Genomic DNA, 15,267 nt, shown 5'->3' on the forward strand with positions numbered 1-15,267 from the left:
TCGGGCGGTGGTTCAGCGTTGTGCGTTGAGGAAGCCGATGACGGTCGCGCCCCACCAGCACAGCTGCGACACCAGTCCGGTGGCCGCGCCCCAGGCCAGCAGCCGCGGCGTCAGCGGGTGCTCGCCGCGGGCCTGCAGGCGGCGGTTGAGCGCGCATGCCTGAATCCCGTTGAGCGTCAGCACGAGTACCAGCGCCAGCTTGGTGCGGGTCATGGTGGAGGCGAGATTCGGTTCCAGCACGCAGCCGCTGGCCACCAGCCCGGCCAGGCCCAGCCAGATCGGCACGTGCAGGCGGCCGACCGCCCGCAGGGTCTCGGCCAGTCCGAGACCTCCTGCGGCCCATCGCAGAACGAAGGAATCGGCCGTGAGTACCCCGCCGAAACCCACCACCAGCGAGGCCAGATGGACGAACAGCCCGCCGGTGTGCACGGCCGGGCTGGTGGTGACGTGGGCGGCGATCCAGACGGCGGCCGCGAAGGCGCCGGTGGCCAGTAGCGCCGTGGCGGACACGATCCGCCACGAATCGTGCGGGAGTCCCGCCGTCCCGGTGTGATGCCGGGCGTCACTGGTCTGGAGCATGGCCTAGCCTTCTGTTAGGTAAGGGAATCCTAAACTACTAAGAAGGTCGTCCCGGTGGCAAGTCGGCAACGATCCCGTGGCGGCTCGCATCGAGGCACACTGGTGTGAGTTGTCGTGCGCGGGAGGGGAGAACCTGATGGACGCCAGGATTCGCGGAACCGTCATGCCGGTGCTCGAGGTCGCACTGGACCCCGGTGACCGGCTCATCGCCGAGGCCGGCCAGCTCTCCTGGATGACCGACTCCATCCGCCTCAGCACCTCCACCCGCGGCGCCGCGGGCGGCGTCTTCGGCGCGGTCCGCCGCGCCATGGCGGGCGCGGGCCTGTTCATGACCGAGTACACCGCCCACCGCGATCCCGGCCGGGTCGCCTTCGCCGCCAAACTCCCCGGCCAGATCCTGCCCGTACAGATCGGCAAGGGGCGCGAATACCTGGTGCACCGGCACGGATTCCTCTGCGCCGCAGGCGATGTCCGCGTCGCTCTGAGCTTTCAGCGCCGCCTGGGCGCGGGCATCTTCGGGGGCACCGGATTCACGCTGCAGCGACTCAGCGGCGACGGCTACGCCTGGGTCGAGCTCTCCGGCGAGGTGGTCCAATACGATCTGGCCCCCGGCGAGACCCTCCGCGTCCACCCCGGCCACATCGGATTGTTCGATGCCTCGGTGGATTTCGACATCACCATGGTCAAGGGCATCCGCAATGTGCTCTTCGGCGGTGACGGCCTCTTCCTCGCCGCCCTCACCGGCCCCGGCCGAGTCTGGTTGCAGTCCTTGACCATCACCAACCTCGCCCACTCCCTCATCCCGTACCTGCCCATCCCGGACGTCGGCGCCCCGCAGCGCTGACGACGTCAGGCCGAGAGTTCGAGGGGGAGGGCGGCGGTGGCGTAGCGGTCCAGGGCCACTTCGGCCAAGAGCGGGTGTGCGCCGATGGTTTCGGCGTGCGGCAGTTGCGGCAGGGCGTCGTGCAGCCGGTCGGTGAGCAGGCCCGGGGCCAGGAACCAGGGCGCGACCAGGACGCGGTCCGCGCCGCGGGCCCGGAGCCGGGCGAACGCCCGTTGCACCGTGGGTTCGGTGGTGGCGAAGCAGATTTCGGTGTCCCAGCCGGTCATCGCGGTCAGCAGCCGTGCCACGTCACCGGTGCGGGTATTGGCGGCCGTGGACGAGGAGCCCACGGCGGCAACGGCAATGCCCCAGCGTGGACCGGCGGGCCGGCTCGCGCTGGGGGCGACGTCGGTCAACGTCGCGGGCGGGGCGTCCGCGCTCACGGCCGCGACGATGCAATCGCGCAGGGCGATGATCAGATGCGGATCGGGGCCGAGCACTTCGGCCTGGGTCAGCCGCAGCCGGGGATGCCGGGCGCGAGCGGCCTCCAGCATCCCGGGCAGGTCCACCCGGGCATGAAAGGCACTGCCCAGCAGCAGTGGAACCACGATGGCATGCGAATGCCCGTCGGCCGCAACCGCATCCACGACCTGATCCACCGAGGGCGTGCTCAGATCCAGAAACGCCAGGCGCACATCGAGATCCGGCCGCTGGGCCGCGATCCGCGCGACCACGGCCCGCATGGTCGCGGCCGAGCGCGGATCCCGGCTGCCGTGCGCCACGGCGATGAGCGCGGGCGCGTCCTCGATCCGCAAGGGGCGGGCCGGGCCGCCGCGCACCGTGGACAGTGTCCCGGGTGCGCGGTGAGCGGCCGCCCCGCCCGGCGGGACGGCCGGAACGGCGCCGTTGCCGGGCGGATTCATCTCAGGCCCCGACCTCGACCGCGGTCAGCGCGTCGCCGACCAGGCCCGCGGCCAGGGTGTTGCCACCCGCGGGGTCGATCAGCAGGAACGAACCGGTGTGGCGGTTGACGCTGTAGTCGTCGGCCACGATCGGGTCGGCCACGCGCACCGAGATGCGGCCGATGTCGTTGAGCGACAGCGACTCCGGGGCCGGATCGGCGGCCAGATGCTGCTCGTCGAAACGCTCCAGCAGCGCGCCGACAATAGCCTGCGTGGTGCGGGTGCCGTGTTTGAGCAGCAGGCGCGCGCCCGGGCGCAGCGGCTTGTCGCCGAGCCAGCAGACGGTGGCGTCGAAGGCCTCGATCGGTTCGGGAGCGCCGGTGGCGGCGGCGATCACGTCACCGCGCGAGACGTCCACGTCGTCGGCCAGGATCAGGGTCACGCTGCGGCCGGGCTGGGCCGAACCCAGTTCCCCGTTCGGGGTGTCGATGCGCTCGACCGTGGTGCGGGTGCCGGACGGCAGCACCACGACCTCGTCGCCCTTGGACACCACGCCCGCCGCGACCTGACCCGCGTAGCCGCGGTAGTCCGGGTACTCGGCGGTGCGCGGCCGGATCACGTACTGCACCGGGAAACGCAGCCCCACCTCGTGGCGGCCGTGCACGTCCGCGTCCACCGGCACCGACTCCAGGTGCTCGATGAGCGAGGGCCCGTCGTAGTACGGGGTGTTCTCCGAGCGCGAGGCGACATTGTCGCCGTGCAGCGCGGAGACCGGGATCTCCTGCACATCGTCGGCCGACCAGCCGAGTTTGGCGGTCAGCTCGGCGAATTCGGAGGTGATCTTGTCGAACACGCCGGCCGGATCGTCCACCAGGTCGATCTTGTTGACGGCCAGCACCAGCTTCGGCACCCCCAGCAGCGCCATGACCGCGGCGTGCCGGCGGGTCTGCTCGATGACACCCTTGCGGGCGTCGACGAGCAGGATCACCAGCTGCGCGGTGGACGCGCCGGACACCGTGTTGCGGGTGTACTGCACGTGGCCCGGGGTGTCGGCGAGCACGAAAGACCGCTTGGGCGTGGCGAAGTAGCGGTACGCCACGTCGATGGTGATGCCCTGCTCGCGCTCGGCGCGCAGGCCGTCCACCAGCAGCGACAGGTCCGGCGTGGACAGACCCTTGTCGACCGAGGCGCGGGTCACCGCGTCGATCTGGTCCGCCAGTACGGACTTGGTGTCGTACAGCAGCCGTCCGACCAGGGTGGACTTGCCGTCGTCGACCGATCCGGCGGTGGCCAGTCTCAATAGGTCGGACATCAGAAGTAACCCTCTCGCTTGCGGTCTTCCATGGCGGCTTCGGAGACGCGGTCGTCGCCTCGGGTCGCGCCACGTTCGGTGAGCCGGGACGCGGCGACCTCGGCCAGAATCGCGTCATTGTCGGCGGCATCGGAAATGATCGCGCCGGTGGTGGATCCGTCGCCGACGGTGCGGTAGCGCACCGACTTGATCAGCAGCTCCTCGTTGTCGGCCGGGCCGCCCCACACGCCGGGGGTCATCCACATGCCGTCGCGCTGGTACACCGGGCGCTCGTGGGCGTAGTAGATGCTGGCCAGCTCCACGTCCTCGCGGGCGATGTAGCGCCAGATGTCGAGCTCGGTCCAGTTCGAGATCGGGAACACGCGCACGTGCTCGCCCGGAGCGTGCCGGCCGTTGTACAGGTTCCAGAGCTCGGGCCGCTGCCGCTTCGGGTCCCAGCGGCCGAAGGCGTCGCGCAGCGAGAAGATGCGCTCCTTGGCGCGCGACCGCTCCTCGTCGCGGCGGCCGCCACCGAAGACCGCGTCGAAGCGGTGCTCGTTGATGGCGTCCAGCAGCGGCACGGTCTGCAGCGGGTTGCGGATCCCGTCCGGGCGCTCCTGCAGGCGGCCGTCGGCGAGGTAGTCCTCCACCGACGCGACATGCAGGCGCAGGCCGTACTTCTCGACCACCTTGTCGCGGAAGTCGAGGACCTCGGGCAGGTTGTGCCCGGTGTCCACGTGCAACAGCGCGAACGGCAGCGGTGCGGGCCAGAAGGCCTTGATCGCCAGGTGCAGCAGCACCGTGGAGTCCTTACCGCCCGAGAAGAGGATCACCGGGCGTTCGAACTCGCCCGCTACCTCACGGAAGATATGGATGGACTCGGACTCCAGGGCGGCCAGAGTGTCGAATTCTGCCCCGAGCGGAGCGAGAAGATCAGATGCAGCGATGGAAGTCATGATGCGTGCAACCCGCATTCGGTCTTGGCGAGCCCGGCCCAGCGGCCGGATCGCGGATCGGATCCAGGTTCCGGCTTCCGCGTGCACGGAGCGCAACCGATGGACGGATATCCCTCTTCGACAAGGGGATTCACGAGGATGCCGTTCGCCTCGATGTAGGCGGCCATCTCGTCGTCGGACCAGGCGGCGATCGGGTTGATCTTCACCAGGCCGAAGCCCTCGTCGAAGGAGATCAAGGGCGCATTGGCGCGGGTGGGCGCCTCCACCCGGCGGATGCCGGTGACCCAGGCGTTGTACCCGGTCAGCGACTTCTTCAACGGCACCACCTTGCGCAGGCGGCAGCATTCGGCGGCGTCCCGCGCGAACAGGTCCTTGCCGAGCAGCTGATCCTGTTCGGCCACACTGTGTTCCGGCTGCACATTGACGATGTTCACGCCGTACACCAGCTCGACCGCGTCCCGGGTGCCGATGGTCTCGGCGAAGTGGTAACCGGTGTCGAGGAACAGCACGTCCACACCCGGGCGCACCTGGGCGGCCAGCTGCACCAGCACGGCGTCCTGCATGTTGGACGCCACGATGTAATTCGCGCCGAAGGTGTCCTCGGTCCACTGCAGCAGTTCCTGCGCGGTCGCGTTCGGGCCGAGCTCGGCATTGCCCATCTCGACCAGGGCGCGCAGCTCGGATTCCGCGAGTTTCGTTGTGGTCATTGATGTTTCTCCCAACTACCGCAGGTCTGCTTCATCGGCTCGGACCGCCCACTGCGCGAAACGCTCACCCTCATCACGGTTCTTGATGAAGTTGCGCACCACGCGCTCGATGTAGTCACCCAGCTCTTCGCTGGTCACCTTGTGCTGCCGGAGCTTTCGGCCGAAGCCGGAGTCGAGGCCAAGGGAGCCGCCCAGGTGAACCTGGAAACCCTCCACTTGATTCCCGTCGCCGTCGTCGACCAGCTGGCCCTTGAAACCGATGTCTGCGATCTGGGACCGGCCGCAGGAGTTGGGGCAGCCGTTGATGTTCACCGTGATCGGCACGTCCAGGTCGGCATTGATATCCGCGAGCCGGGTCTCCAGCTCGGGCGCCAGCACCTGCGACCGCTTGCGGGTCTCGGTGAACGACAGCTTGCAGAACTCGATACCACTGCACGCCAGCAGGTTCCGCCGCCAGTGCGACGGGCGGCCGTGCAGGCCCAGCGGTTCCAGCTCCTCGATCAGCTGCTCGACCTTGTCGTCGGGGACGTCGAGCACGATGAGCTTCTGGTACGGGGTGAAACGGACCCGATCGGAGCCCGCGCGCTCGATCGCGTCGGCCGCCCGGCTCAGGATGGTGCCCGAGACGCGGCCGGCGATGGGGGAGAAGCCGATCGCGTTCAGCCCGTTGCGCAGCTTCTGCACCCCGATGTGGTCGATGGGCCGCTTCGGCTGCTCCGGAGCCGGGCCGTCGATGAGCTTCCGCTTCAGGTACTCGGTCTCGAGCACCTCACGGAACTTCTCGATGCCCCAGTCCTTCACGAGGAACTTGAGGCGGGCCTTGGTGCGCAGGCGGCGGTAGCCGTAGTCGCGGAACAGCGACACGACCGCCTCCCACACATCGGGCACCTCGTTCAGCGGTACCCACACACCGACGCGCTGGGCCAGCATCGGGTTGGTCGACAGGCCGCCGCCGACCCACAGGTCCAGGCCCGGTCCGTGCTCGGGGTGCACGACGCCGACGAAGGCGACGTCGTTGATCTCGTGCACCACATCCTGCTGACCGGAGATGGCGGTCTTGAACTTGCGCGGCAGGTTGGAGTATTCCTTCTTGCCGATGTAGCGCTTGACGATCTCGTCGATGGCCCAGGTGGGATCGATGATCTCGGTGAGGGATTCACCCGCCAGCGGCGAGCCCAGCACCACGCGCGGGCAGTCGCCGCACGCCTCGGTGGTCTGCAGGCCGACCGCTTCGAGCCGCCGCCAGATCTCCGGCACGTTCTCGATTTCGATCCAGTGGTACTGGACGTTCTCGCGGTCGGACAGATCCGCGGTGTCGCGCGCGAACTCGGTGGAGATCTGCGCGAGGGTGCGCAGCTGCTTCAGGTTCAGCGCGCCGGCGTCGCAGCGCACCCGCATCATGAAGTAGCGGGCCTCGAGGATGTCGATGTTCTCGTCGCCGGTCCAGGTGCCGTCATAGCCCTGCTCGCGCTGGGTGTACAGACCCCACCAGCGCATGCGGCCGCGCAGATCGCTCTTGTCGATCGAGTCGAATCCGCCCTTGGCGTAGATGTTCTCGATGCGCGCCCGCACGTTGAGCGGGTTGTCGTCCTTCTTGCTCTGCTCGTTGGCATTGAGCGGCTCGCGGTACCCGAGCGCCCACTGTCCCTCGGACTTGCGCTTCACCGGTCGCGCGGTGCGCTCCCGCGGCGCGACGGGCGCTTCCGACCGCGGGCGATCCGGACGCACGCGTCGCTCCGCGGCGGGCTTTTCGGGCCGGGCGGATCGAGCGTTATCGGAACTGGTGGCGTCGGTGCTCGACGTCATGGGGGTCGCTCCTGAAGGGTCTTGCGGGCAGGCGGGAGGGGCTGGCTCACGCCTCCGATATCAGAGAACCGGCTCTTACGGCGTCAGGTGGACGCCGGATTCCGGGAGAATGGGAGCCGATCTACCGGAGGCTTCCCGGCAGACAGCTCGCGCTGCAGACACGCTTGAAGTCGACATGGCGACGCGCCACGAGTCGCACTCCAAGTCCAGTCATGGGGCTTATTGTGCCACGTCAGCAGGGTCGTTCGGACTGCCGGATCGAATTTTCCGCAGTTTCCCGGGAAATCCCCTGGATATATTGTCCGATTTGTGACGGGCATCATAGATCAACGCCCGGCATACCTTTGGGCGGTTGACCTGAACAGTTGTGCCGGTGAGGCTACGCCATCCGATCGGCATCGGATGCCGCGAGGCGGGCCTTGGCCGCCGCCAGCCGGCCCAGCTCATCGGCCAGTTCGGGGGAGATCGCCCAGTCCGGGCGATCGATGAATCCGGCCGGTAGGTACGGCGAACGAATGGCCGTCCGATAGCCCAGATCCCGCGCCCAGCAGGCCAGAGCCAGCAGCGGCAGCGCCAGGACGCCCTCGGGATCGTTGCGCCAGGTGTCGTTGTCGAAGAAGGCGCGATGCAGCCGCAGCGCGTTCGTCATCTCCCAGTCGAAGCCCTCGGAATCACCGTCCGCCAGGCGCAGGAACACCTCCACGGCCGGCCGGAACAGCAGGTCCGTCACCCGCTGCGCACCCACCCGGCTGGTGGTGTCCAGCGCCCAGGCCGCCTCGTACACGCTCTTCGGGCCGAACCGCCAGGCCGTCTGCAGCAGCCGCACCCACTCGTACTGGAAGTCGTCGAAGGCGCCGTCGCCGAACTCGCGCAGCCGCTCGATCGGATACTCGACCAGCTCACCCATGGCCTCGGCGTCGCGGGCGATGAGCGTCCACCAGAACGCCGCCCGCCAGCCCGCCACCCGGTCGTACTTGTCGAAGCCGGATTCGATGCCGCTCGCCCGGAACCGCCGCGTCACCGTCTGCTCGGTCGAATGCGCGAAATACCAGGTCCGCGCCCGGAACGCCGGCGGATCCGACATCAGCATGGTGGCCAGCAGCACACCGTCCATCGAACGCGAGAAGTTCGGGCCCTCCGGCCGCACCGGCATCCGCGACCGATAGACCACCGGGGCCACGGAGCCCTCGTCGACCTCCCTGATCGACCTGGCATCGACCCCGTGCCGCGGTACCTCGATCATCGGCCCGTCCCCGTCCGCACCTGGAGCCGATCGCGCGGCTCGCCGAAATCCCTTGGAATGTATCCGGATTCGACGTGCCCCGCAGTCCGAGCAGCGTCCCCGCGCGGGCGGGTGCGCTGTGACCGGGGCAACCGGTCACACTGGATGGGTGACCTCGACTGCTCCCCAACAGACCTCCGGCACTGCCGCGGCGGCCGTCGCCGACGTGCCGGTGCTGCGCGATTTCGGGGGCGGGCCGTTCGGGATCTACATCCACGTGCCGTTCTGCGCGACGCGGTGCGGGTACTGCGACTTCAACACCTATACGGCGGGGGAGCTGGGGAGCTCGTCGTCACCGCAGTCGTGGTTCGAGGCGCTGAAGGGTGAACTTGCCACGGCGGCACGGGAATTCGACGGGCTGCCGTCCGCCACGCCGGCGGTGGAGACCGTGTTCGTGGGCGGTGGCACACCGTCGCTGCTCGGTGGGGACGGGCTCGCGGGGGTGCTCGACGCCATTCGCGAGAACTTCACGCTCGCGCCCGGGGCCGAGGTGACGACCGAGTCCAATCCGGAATCCACCTCGCCCGAATTCTTCGATCGCATCCGCGCGGCCGGGTACAACCGTGTCTCGCTGGGCATGCAGTCCGCCGCCCAGCACGTGCTGAGGATCCTGGACCGGACCCACACGCCCGGCCGGGCCGTGGCCGCCGCCAAGGAAGCTCGTGCCGCGGGCATCGAGCACGTCAATCTGGACCTCATCTACGGCACGCCCGGGGAAACCGACGCCGACCTCGACGTCAGCCTCGATGCCGTGCTGTCCGCGGGGGTCGACCACGTGTCGGCCTACTCCCTCATCGTCGAGGACGGCACCGCCCTGGCCCGCAGGGTCCGGCGTGGCGAACTTCCCGCCCCCGACGACGACGTGCTCGCCGCCCGCTACGAGCGCATCGACACCCGCTTGGGCGCGGCCGGCCTGCAGTGGTACGAGGTTTCCAACTGGGCCGCCTCCGACGCGGCCCGCTGCCGCCACAACCTCGGCTACTGGGACGGCGGCGACTGGCTCGGCGCGGGGCCGGGCGCGCACAGTCACATCGGCGGCGTCCGCTGGTGGAACGTCAAACACCCGGCGCGCTACGCGGATCGGGTGACCACCGGCGCCCTCCCCGCCGCGGGCTGGGAGTCCCTCACGCCCGAGGAGCGCTACACCGAGCGCGTGATGCTCACCGTCCGGCTCCGGACGGGCCTCCCTCTGGCCGATCTCGATGTCGACGGCCGCGCCGCCGCTGACGGCGTGATCGCCGATGGCCTGGCCGAGCGGGTGAGCGACCATCTGATTCTCACCGACCGCGGCCGGCTGCTCGCGGACGGTGTTGTCCGCACCCTCCTGGGCTGATTCGGCGCCGTCGCCCGATGGGGCCGGCCGGACTGATCGTTTGCGTTCCGGATCGCGGTCGGACTCGGGCTGTGACCTGCGGAGATCGGCGAACAACGGGTAGAACCGGTCGGTCCGGACTAGATTGACGGACGGAGATTTCGTACAGCCGGTCTGTATCGCGGTCGGAGCCTCGGCCGCGGCCCGTAGCGCCCCGGAGCAACCTACGGCAGCGCCCCGAACAACCTTCGGCCCGAGGACATCTCATGGTGAAGCCACCTGTGCGACACGTCGAGCTTCTGAATCGCCTCCGTATCCGTGCCGGTCGCGCGGCCTCCCGAACCGTGTGCGCGGCGGGGGTGGCCCTGGCGCTGGCCGTGACCCCGCTCGCCGCCGCACCGGTCACGGCCGCGGCCCTGCCCACGATCGTGCTGGTGCACGGCGCCTTCGCCGACTCCTCCAGCTGGGACGGGGTCGCTGCCCAGCTGCGCGCCGACGGCTATTCCGTTGTGACGCCGGAGAATCCATTGCGCGGTCCCGCCTACGACGCGGCGGCGATCCAGCACACCATCGACGGCATCGCGGGTCCGATCGTGCTGGTCGGCCACTCCTACGGCGGCACCGTGATCAGCAACGTGCACGACTCGAAGATCGAATCCCTGGTCTACATCTCGGCTTTCGCGCCGACCCAGGGGGAAGCCGCACTGCTGGAACTGAATCCGATCCAGTACCCCGGCTCGCAACTCACCCTCGCCCTGCGGCTGAAGGTGGTGACCGACCAGCAGGGGATCGCGGACAGGAATGTGGACGCCTACATCGACCCCGCCAGTTTCCCCGACGTCTTCGCCCAGGACGTCGATCCGGCCACCGCCGCCGCCATGGCCGCCCGCCAGCACTCCCTGGCCCTGTCGGCCAACCTCGAACCCTCGGGCTCGCCCGCCTGGGCCGCCACGCCGAGCTGGTATCTGGTCAGCACCGCGGACCGCGTGATTCCCCCTGCGTCCCAATGGGATATGGCCAAGCGCATGAACGCCCACACCTCCTCGATCGACGCCTCCCACGCCAGCCTCGTTTCCCACCCGGCCGACGTGGCCGCAGTCGTGGAGGCCGCCGCCGGTCAGTGACACCGGGACACGGCACGGGCGGACACCCGGCACCGCGCGTGCGCCGACTCCGCCCAGGTGGCGGGCGGTGGCACAGCGACTTGCGTCGGGGACACTAAACTGGAGGAGATAATCCGGGAAATCCGCGTGGCCGGTGCCGAATGATCGGCTGCTTCCTGCCGCGGAGGGCTCGGGCGTGCACGAGGCGTACCCGAGGGCGAGCAAGGAGGTGGGGCCATCATGTCGAGCACCGAGCAACGACGGCTCGAGGTCCTGCGGGCCATCGTCGCGGACTACATCGCGACGAAGGAGCCCATCGGGTCCAAGACCCTGGTCGAGCGGCACAATCTGGGTGTCTCCAGCGCCACCGTCCGCAATGACATGGCGGTGCTCGAGGCCGAGGGCTACATCGCCCAGCCGCACACCTCCTCCGGCCGCATCCCCACCGACAAGGGCTACCGGCAGTTCGTCGACCACATCTCCGAGGTCAAGCCGCTGTCCGGCGCGGAACGCCGCGCGATCATGGAATTCCTGGAGAGCGGCGTCGATCTCGACGACGTGCTGCGCCGCGGCGTCCGCCTGCTGGCCCAGCTGACCCGGCAGGTCGCCATGGTCCAGTACCCGACCGTGTCCGCGTCCACCGTGCGCCATATCGAGGTCGTCGCGCTCAACCCGGCCCGCTTGCTACTGGTCGTGATCACCGACACCGGCCGCGTCGATCAGCGCCTGGTCGATCTGGGCACCGTCGTCAGCGAGGACGATCTGGCCGCCCTGCGCGGCATGCTCGGCAAGGCCATGGACGGCAAGCGCCTGGCCGCCGCGTCCGTGTCGGTCGCCGAACTCCCCGAACACTCCCCGTCGCCCAAACTCCGCGATGTGCTCATCCGCGTCTCGACCGTGCTGGTCGAGACGCTGGTCGAGCATCCGGAGGAGCGCCTGGTGCTGGGCGGCACCGCCAACCTCACCCGCAATGCCTCCGACTTCGCCGGGAACGGTTTCCCGGGTTCGCTGCGTTCGGTCCTGGAGGCCCTCGAGGAACAGGTGATCGTGCTGAAGCTGCTGGCCGCGGCACAGGTCCCGGGTACCGTGACGGTGCAGATCGGCGAGGAGACCAAGGTCGAGCAGATGCGCGGGACGGCCGTGGTGTCCACCGGTTACGGGCTGACCGGTACGGTGCTCGGAGGTATGGGGGTGCTCGGACCGACCCGCATGGACTACCCGGGGACGATTGCCTCGGTGGCGGCTGTCGCCCGATACATCGGTGAGGTGCTCGCCGAACGGTGAGCAGGCCCAGAAGACGAAACAGGACTAGAGAGCGCACGTGGCACGGGACTATTACGCACTGCTCGGAGTCGCACGCGGTGCGACCGACCAGGAGATCAAGCGCGCCTACCGGAAGCTGGCGCGTGAACTGCATCCCGACGTCAATCCGGACCCGGAGGCCCAGGAGAAGTTCCGCGAGGTCTCCACGGCCTATGAGGTGCTGTCCGACGCGGAGAAGCGGCGCATCGTCGACCTCGGTGGTGACCCGCTGGAATCCGCCGGCGGCATGGGCGGCGGCTTCTCCGGCGCCGGATTCGGTGGCCTCGGCGACGTATTCGAGGCATTCTTCGGCGGCATGAACGCCTCCGGCGGCACCCGCAAGCCGCGCGGCCGCGTGCAGCCGGGCGCCGATTCGCTGCTGCGCACGCGACTGTCGTTGCAGGAGTGCGCGGTTGGTGTCACCAAGCACCTGACCGTCGACACCGCCATCCTCTGCGACCTGTGCCAGGGCTCCGGCACCAACGGCAATTCGAAGCCGGTGCGCTGTGAGACCTGTGGCGGCGCCGGCGAGGTGCAGACCGTGCAGCGGTCCTTCCTCGGCCAGGTCATGACCTCCCGCCCCTGCCCCACCTGCCGGGGCGCGGGCGAGACCATCCCCGACCCCTGCCGCAAGTGCGGCGGCGACGGCCGCGTGCGCTCGCGCCGCGAGATCGCCGCGCCCATCCCGGCCGGTGTCGCCAACGGCATGCGGGTGCGGCTGGCTGCGCAGGGCGAGGTCGGCCCCGGCGGCGGCCCGGCCGGCGACCTGTATGTGGAGATCGTCGAGCAGCCGCACGACACCTTCGTGCGCGACGCCGACGACCTGCACTGCACCATCCGCGTCCCCATGGTGGACGCCGCGCTCGGCACGACCGTCGTCATCGACACCATCCTCGACGGCCCGGTGGAGCTGACCATCCCGGCGGGCACCCAGCCCGGCGAGGCGTCGGTGCTGCGCGGCCACGGCATGCCCAAGCTGCGCGCCAACTCGCGCGGCGACCTGATCGCGCACCTCGACATCGTGGTGCCGAGCAAGCTCGACTCCAAGCAGGCCGACCTGCTGCGCAAGTACAAGGGCATGCGGGCGAACGAGCACACCGAGGTCCTCTCGGCGCAGTCCGAGCACAACTCGGGCCTGTTCGCGCGCCTGCGCGCCTCCTTCAGCGGACGCTGATCCGTTGGCCGCCACCGTCTTCTACCTCGACGACATTCCCGAACCGGGTGCGACCGCGGTGCTGGACGGCCCCGAGGGGCGCCACGCCGCCACGGTGCGCCGCATCCGGGTCGGGGAACCCATCACCCTCTCCGACGGGCACGGGATTCTCGCCGACTCGGAAGTGGTTGCGGCCCAGAAGGATCGCCTCGAACTGAAGGTGCTGGCCAAACGGGTGGCCGCGCCCTGGACCCCGCAGGTGACGGTGGTCCAGGCCCTGCCCAAGTCCGACCGTTCGGAACTGGCGGTCGAACTCATGACGGAGGCGGGCGCCGACGCCATCGTCCCCTGGCAGGCCCTGCGCTGCGTCTCCAACTGGGAAGCCAAGGCCCGCAAGGGCGTCGAGAAGTGGCGTGCCGCCGCCAGACAGGCCGCCCGCCAATCCCGCCGCGCCTACATCCCGGACGTCGCCGACCTCCACACCACCCGCGACCTCCTGGACCTGGTCCGCACCGCGAAGGCGAACGGCGCGATCGTCGCCGCCCTCCACGAGTCCGGCGAATCCCGCCTGACCGACCTTTCTTTCGCCGGTGTCCCCGAAGTGGTCCTGATCGTCGGCCCCGAAGGCGGCCTCGACGACTCGGAACTGAAGGCCCTCGCCGATGCCGGCGCCGACGTGGTCCTGCTCGGTCCGACCGTGCTGCGCACCTCCACCGCGGCCGCCGTCGCCCTCGGCGCGCTGGGCGCGCTCACCCCGCGCTGGTAGGCCGCCCGCGCCGGTTCGCCACGGAATGGATTCGGGGGTGCGGCAGTTGGATGACACCGGTGTGTTGCCCCTGCTGGTAGCCGTCTATTCACTGGGCGGTGTCGGTGGGCGGCGGTAAACTTCTGTCAACGAAAACGGCATCGAGACCGGAAAGCAGGCCATAGCCACTTTTGAGAACACCAGGCGAAATCGGCGATCAGAGCACACCCATTGCCGGCATCGGCGCCGGCGTCAACGGTTCCGGACCGGCGGGGCGGACCGTTCGTTCCAGCATCGAATTGGCACCGGAATCGGTGTTCGGTTTCCTGGGTTCGGCTGACGAGAACCTGCGTGAGCTCGAGCGCCTCCTCGATGCCGACATCCACGTTCGCGGCAATTCCGTCACGCTGACCGGCAAACCGGCCGATGTCGCGCTGGCGGAACGAGTGGTGGCGCAGCTGGTCGCGCTCACCGCGCGCAATCGGGTGGTCTCGCCCGAGGCCGTGCGGCACACCTACTCCATGCTCACCGAGGGCTCCTCGGATTCTCCGGCAGAGGTGCTGAGCCTGGACATCCTGTCCCGGCGCGGCAGGACCATCCGGCCCAAGACGCTCAATCAGAAGCGCTATGTCGATGCCATCGACGCGCACACCATCGTGTTCGGGGTGGGCCCGGCCGGTACCGGCAAGACGTATCTGGCCATGGCCAAGGCCGTGCAGGCGTTGCAGACCAAGCAGGTCAACCGCATCATCCTGACCCGGCCCGCGGTCGAGGCGGGCGAGCGGCTGGGCTTCCTGCCGGGCACGCTGAACGAGAAGATCGACCCGTACCTACGCCCGCTCTACGACGCCCTGCACGACATGATGGATCCGGAGGCGATCCCGAAGCTCATGCAGGCCGGTGTCATCGAGGTCGCCCCGCTGGCCTACATGCGCGGTCGCACGCTCAACGACTCGTTCATCATTCTGGACGAGGCGCAGAACACGACGGCCGAGCAGATGAAGATGTTCCTCACCCGCCTGGGCTTCGGGTCCAAGATCGTGGTGACCGGTGACATCACCCAGGTCGATCTGCCGCACGGCGCGCGCTCGGGTCTGCGCGCGGCGACGGAGATCCTGCACGGCATCGACGACATCCATATCGCCGAGCTCACCAGCGCCGATGTGGTCCGTCACCGGCTGGTCGGGGAGATCGTCGACGCCTACGACCGGTTCGAGGCGGAGTCGCGGCCCCCGGCCGCGGTCCACTATCCCGGCAATCGGGCACAGCGACGTGCCGCGAGCCGAGGAGAGCGACACTGACCTCT

At 69.2% G+C, this 15,267-nt stretch carries 15 protein-coding genes; 7 read left to right on the plus strand and 8 right to left on the minus strand.

Annotated features, from left to right (window positions below):
* Positions 1–12: 12 nt before the first annotated feature.
* Entirely contained in the window at positions 13–579 is a 567-nt protein-coding gene (locus ACWEKS_RS19155) for a hypothetical protein (RefSeq protein ID WP_452341331.1), read from the minus strand.
* A 136-nt stretch (positions 580–715) separates the two neighbouring features.
* Between ACWEKS_RS19155 and ACWEKS_RS19160 the strand changes: the two genes are divergently transcribed.
* Positions 716–1,423, plus strand: coding sequence for a TIGR00266 family protein (locus ACWEKS_RS19160; protein ID WP_452341332.1), 708 nt, complete (start codon positions 716–718; stop codon positions 1,421–1,423).
* A gap of 5 nt (positions 1,424–1,428) precedes the next feature.
* On the opposite strand, the gene ACWEKS_RS19165 is transcribed toward ACWEKS_RS19160, so the two are convergent.
* From ACWEKS_RS19165 to ACWEKS_RS19195, 7 genes are all read right to left on the minus strand, one after another.
* On the minus strand, positions 1,429–2,325 hold the full coding sequence (locus tag ACWEKS_RS19165) for a sirohydrochlorin chelatase (RefSeq protein WP_452341333.1): 897 nt from the start codon (positions 2,323–2,325) through the stop codon (positions 1,429–1,431).
* 1 nt (position 2,326) lies between these two features.
* The gene (locus ACWEKS_RS19170) at positions 2,327–3,616 is read right to left on the minus strand and encodes a sulfate adenylyltransferase subunit 1 (protein WP_452341334.1); all 1,290 of its coding nucleotides are present in this window, start codon (positions 3,614–3,616) and stop codon (positions 2,327–2,329) included.
* Positions 3,616–4,551, minus strand: a complete 936-nt coding sequence (gene cysD / locus ACWEKS_RS19175) for a sulfate adenylyltransferase subunit CysD (protein ID WP_452341335.1) — start codon at positions 4,549–4,551, stop codon at positions 3,616–3,618. The genes ACWEKS_RS19170 and cysD overlap by 1 nt, the downstream gene beginning before the upstream one ends.
* Complete coding sequence (locus ACWEKS_RS19180; protein WP_452341336.1) at positions 4,548–5,258, minus strand: phosphoadenylyl-sulfate reductase; 711 nt, start codon at positions 5,256–5,258, stop codon at positions 4,548–4,550. Before ACWEKS_RS19180 ends, cysD begins: the two co-directional genes overlap by 4 nt.
* A 15-nt stretch (positions 5,259–5,273) precedes the next feature.
* Complete coding sequence (locus ACWEKS_RS19185; RefSeq protein WP_364617707.1) at positions 5,274–7,064, minus strand: nitrite/sulfite reductase; 1,791 nt, start codon at positions 7,062–7,064, stop codon at positions 5,274–5,276.
* A gap of 121 nt (positions 7,065–7,185) precedes the next feature.
* Positions 7,186–7,278, minus strand: a complete 93-nt coding sequence (locus ACWEKS_RS19190; protein ID WP_354835468.1) for an Ms4527A family Cys-rich leader peptide — start codon at positions 7,276–7,278, stop codon at positions 7,186–7,188.
* A gap of 165 nt (positions 7,279–7,443) precedes the next feature.
* Positions 7,444–8,307, minus strand: a complete 864-nt coding sequence (locus ACWEKS_RS19195; protein ID WP_452341337.1) for an immunity 49 family protein — start codon at positions 8,305–8,307, stop codon at positions 7,444–7,446.
* A 211-nt stretch (positions 8,308–8,518) separates the two neighbouring features.
* On the opposite strand from ACWEKS_RS19195, the gene hemW reads away from it, so the two are divergent.
* The 6 genes from hemW to ACWEKS_RS19225 all read left to right on the plus strand — a co-directional run bounded on the left by hemW (position 8,519) and on the right by ACWEKS_RS19225 (position 15,262).
* Entirely contained in the window at positions 8,519–9,679 is a 1,161-nt protein-coding gene (gene hemW, locus ACWEKS_RS19200; RefSeq protein ID WP_452341384.1) for a radical SAM family heme chaperone HemW, read from the plus strand.
* Between the two features lie 245 nt (positions 9,680–9,924).
* Positions 9,925–10,782 (plus strand): alpha/beta fold hydrolase, encoded by an 858-nt coding sequence (locus ACWEKS_RS19205; RefSeq protein ID WP_452341338.1) that lies wholly within the window; start codon positions 9,925–9,927, stop codon positions 10,780–10,782.
* A gap of 219 nt (positions 10,783–11,001) precedes the next feature.
* Positions 11,002–12,045 carry a heat-inducible transcriptional repressor HrcA gene (gene hrcA / locus ACWEKS_RS19210; RefSeq protein WP_379399297.1) on the plus strand — a complete coding sequence of 348 codons (1,044 nt, stop codon included), beginning with the start codon at positions 11,002–11,004 and terminating at the stop codon, positions 12,043–12,045.
* Positions 12,046–12,082: 37 nt separating this feature from the next.
* Positions 12,083–13,237, plus strand: coding sequence for a molecular chaperone DnaJ (gene dnaJ, locus ACWEKS_RS19215; RefSeq protein WP_452341339.1), 1,155 nt, complete (start codon positions 12,083–12,085; stop codon positions 13,235–13,237).
* A 4-nt stretch (positions 13,238–13,241) separates the two neighbouring features.
* Positions 13,242–13,982, plus strand: a complete 741-nt coding sequence (locus tag ACWEKS_RS19220) for a 16S rRNA (uracil(1498)-N(3))-methyltransferase (RefSeq protein ID WP_452341340.1) — start codon at positions 13,242–13,244, stop codon at positions 13,980–13,982.
* Between the two features lie 209 nt (positions 13,983–14,191).
* A complete protein-coding gene (locus ACWEKS_RS19225; protein ID WP_379380332.1) occupies positions 14,192–15,262 on the plus strand; it encodes a PhoH family protein in 1,071 nt (356 codons plus the stop codon).
* The last annotated feature ends 5 nt before the right edge of the window (positions 15,263–15,267 follow it).

Source organism: Nocardia sp. NPDC004711 (genome assembly GCF_053601595.1).

Bases quoted from the DNA above. Each gene is read 5' to 3' on its own strand.
- ACWEKS_RS19155 (WP_452341331.1), bottom strand. From the start codon at position 579: ATGCTCCAGACCAGTGACGCCCGGCATCACACCGGGACGGCGGGACTC.
- ACWEKS_RS19185 (WP_364617707.1), bottom strand. From the start codon at position 7,064: ATGACGTCGAGCACCGACGCCACCAGTTCCGATAACGCTCGATCCGCC.
- hrcA (WP_379399297.1), top strand. From the start codon at position 11,002: ATGTCGAGCACCGAGCAACGACGGCTCGAGGTCCTGCGGGCCATCGTC.
- ACWEKS_RS19195 (WP_452341337.1), bottom strand. From the start codon at position 8,307: ATGATCGAGGTACCGCGGCACGGGGTCGATGCCAGGTCGATCAGGGAG.
- ACWEKS_RS19180 (WP_452341336.1), bottom strand. From the start codon at position 5,258: ATGACCACAACGAAACTCGCGGAATCCGAGCTGCGCGCCCTGGTCGAG.
- cysD (WP_452341335.1), bottom strand. From the start codon at position 4,551: ATGACTTCCATCGCTGCATCTGATCTTCTCGCTCCGCTCGGGGCAGAA.
- ACWEKS_RS19170 (WP_452341334.1), bottom strand. From the start codon at position 3,616: ATGTCCGACCTATTGAGACTGGCCACCGCCGGATCGGTCGACGACGGC.
- ACWEKS_RS19160 (WP_452341332.1), top strand. From the start codon at position 716: ATGGACGCCAGGATTCGCGGAACCGTCATGCCGGTGCTCGAGGTCGCA.
- ACWEKS_RS19205 (WP_452341338.1), top strand. From the start codon at position 9,925: ATGGTGAAGCCACCTGTGCGACACGTCGAGCTTCTGAATCGCCTCCGT.
- ACWEKS_RS19190 (WP_354835468.1), bottom strand. From the start codon at position 7,278: ATGACTGGACTTGGAGTGCGACTCGTGGCGCGTCGCCATGTCGACTTC.
- ACWEKS_RS19165 (WP_452341333.1), bottom strand. From the start codon at position 2,325: ATGAATCCGCCCGGCAACGGCGCCGTTCCGGCCGTCCCGCCGGGCGGG.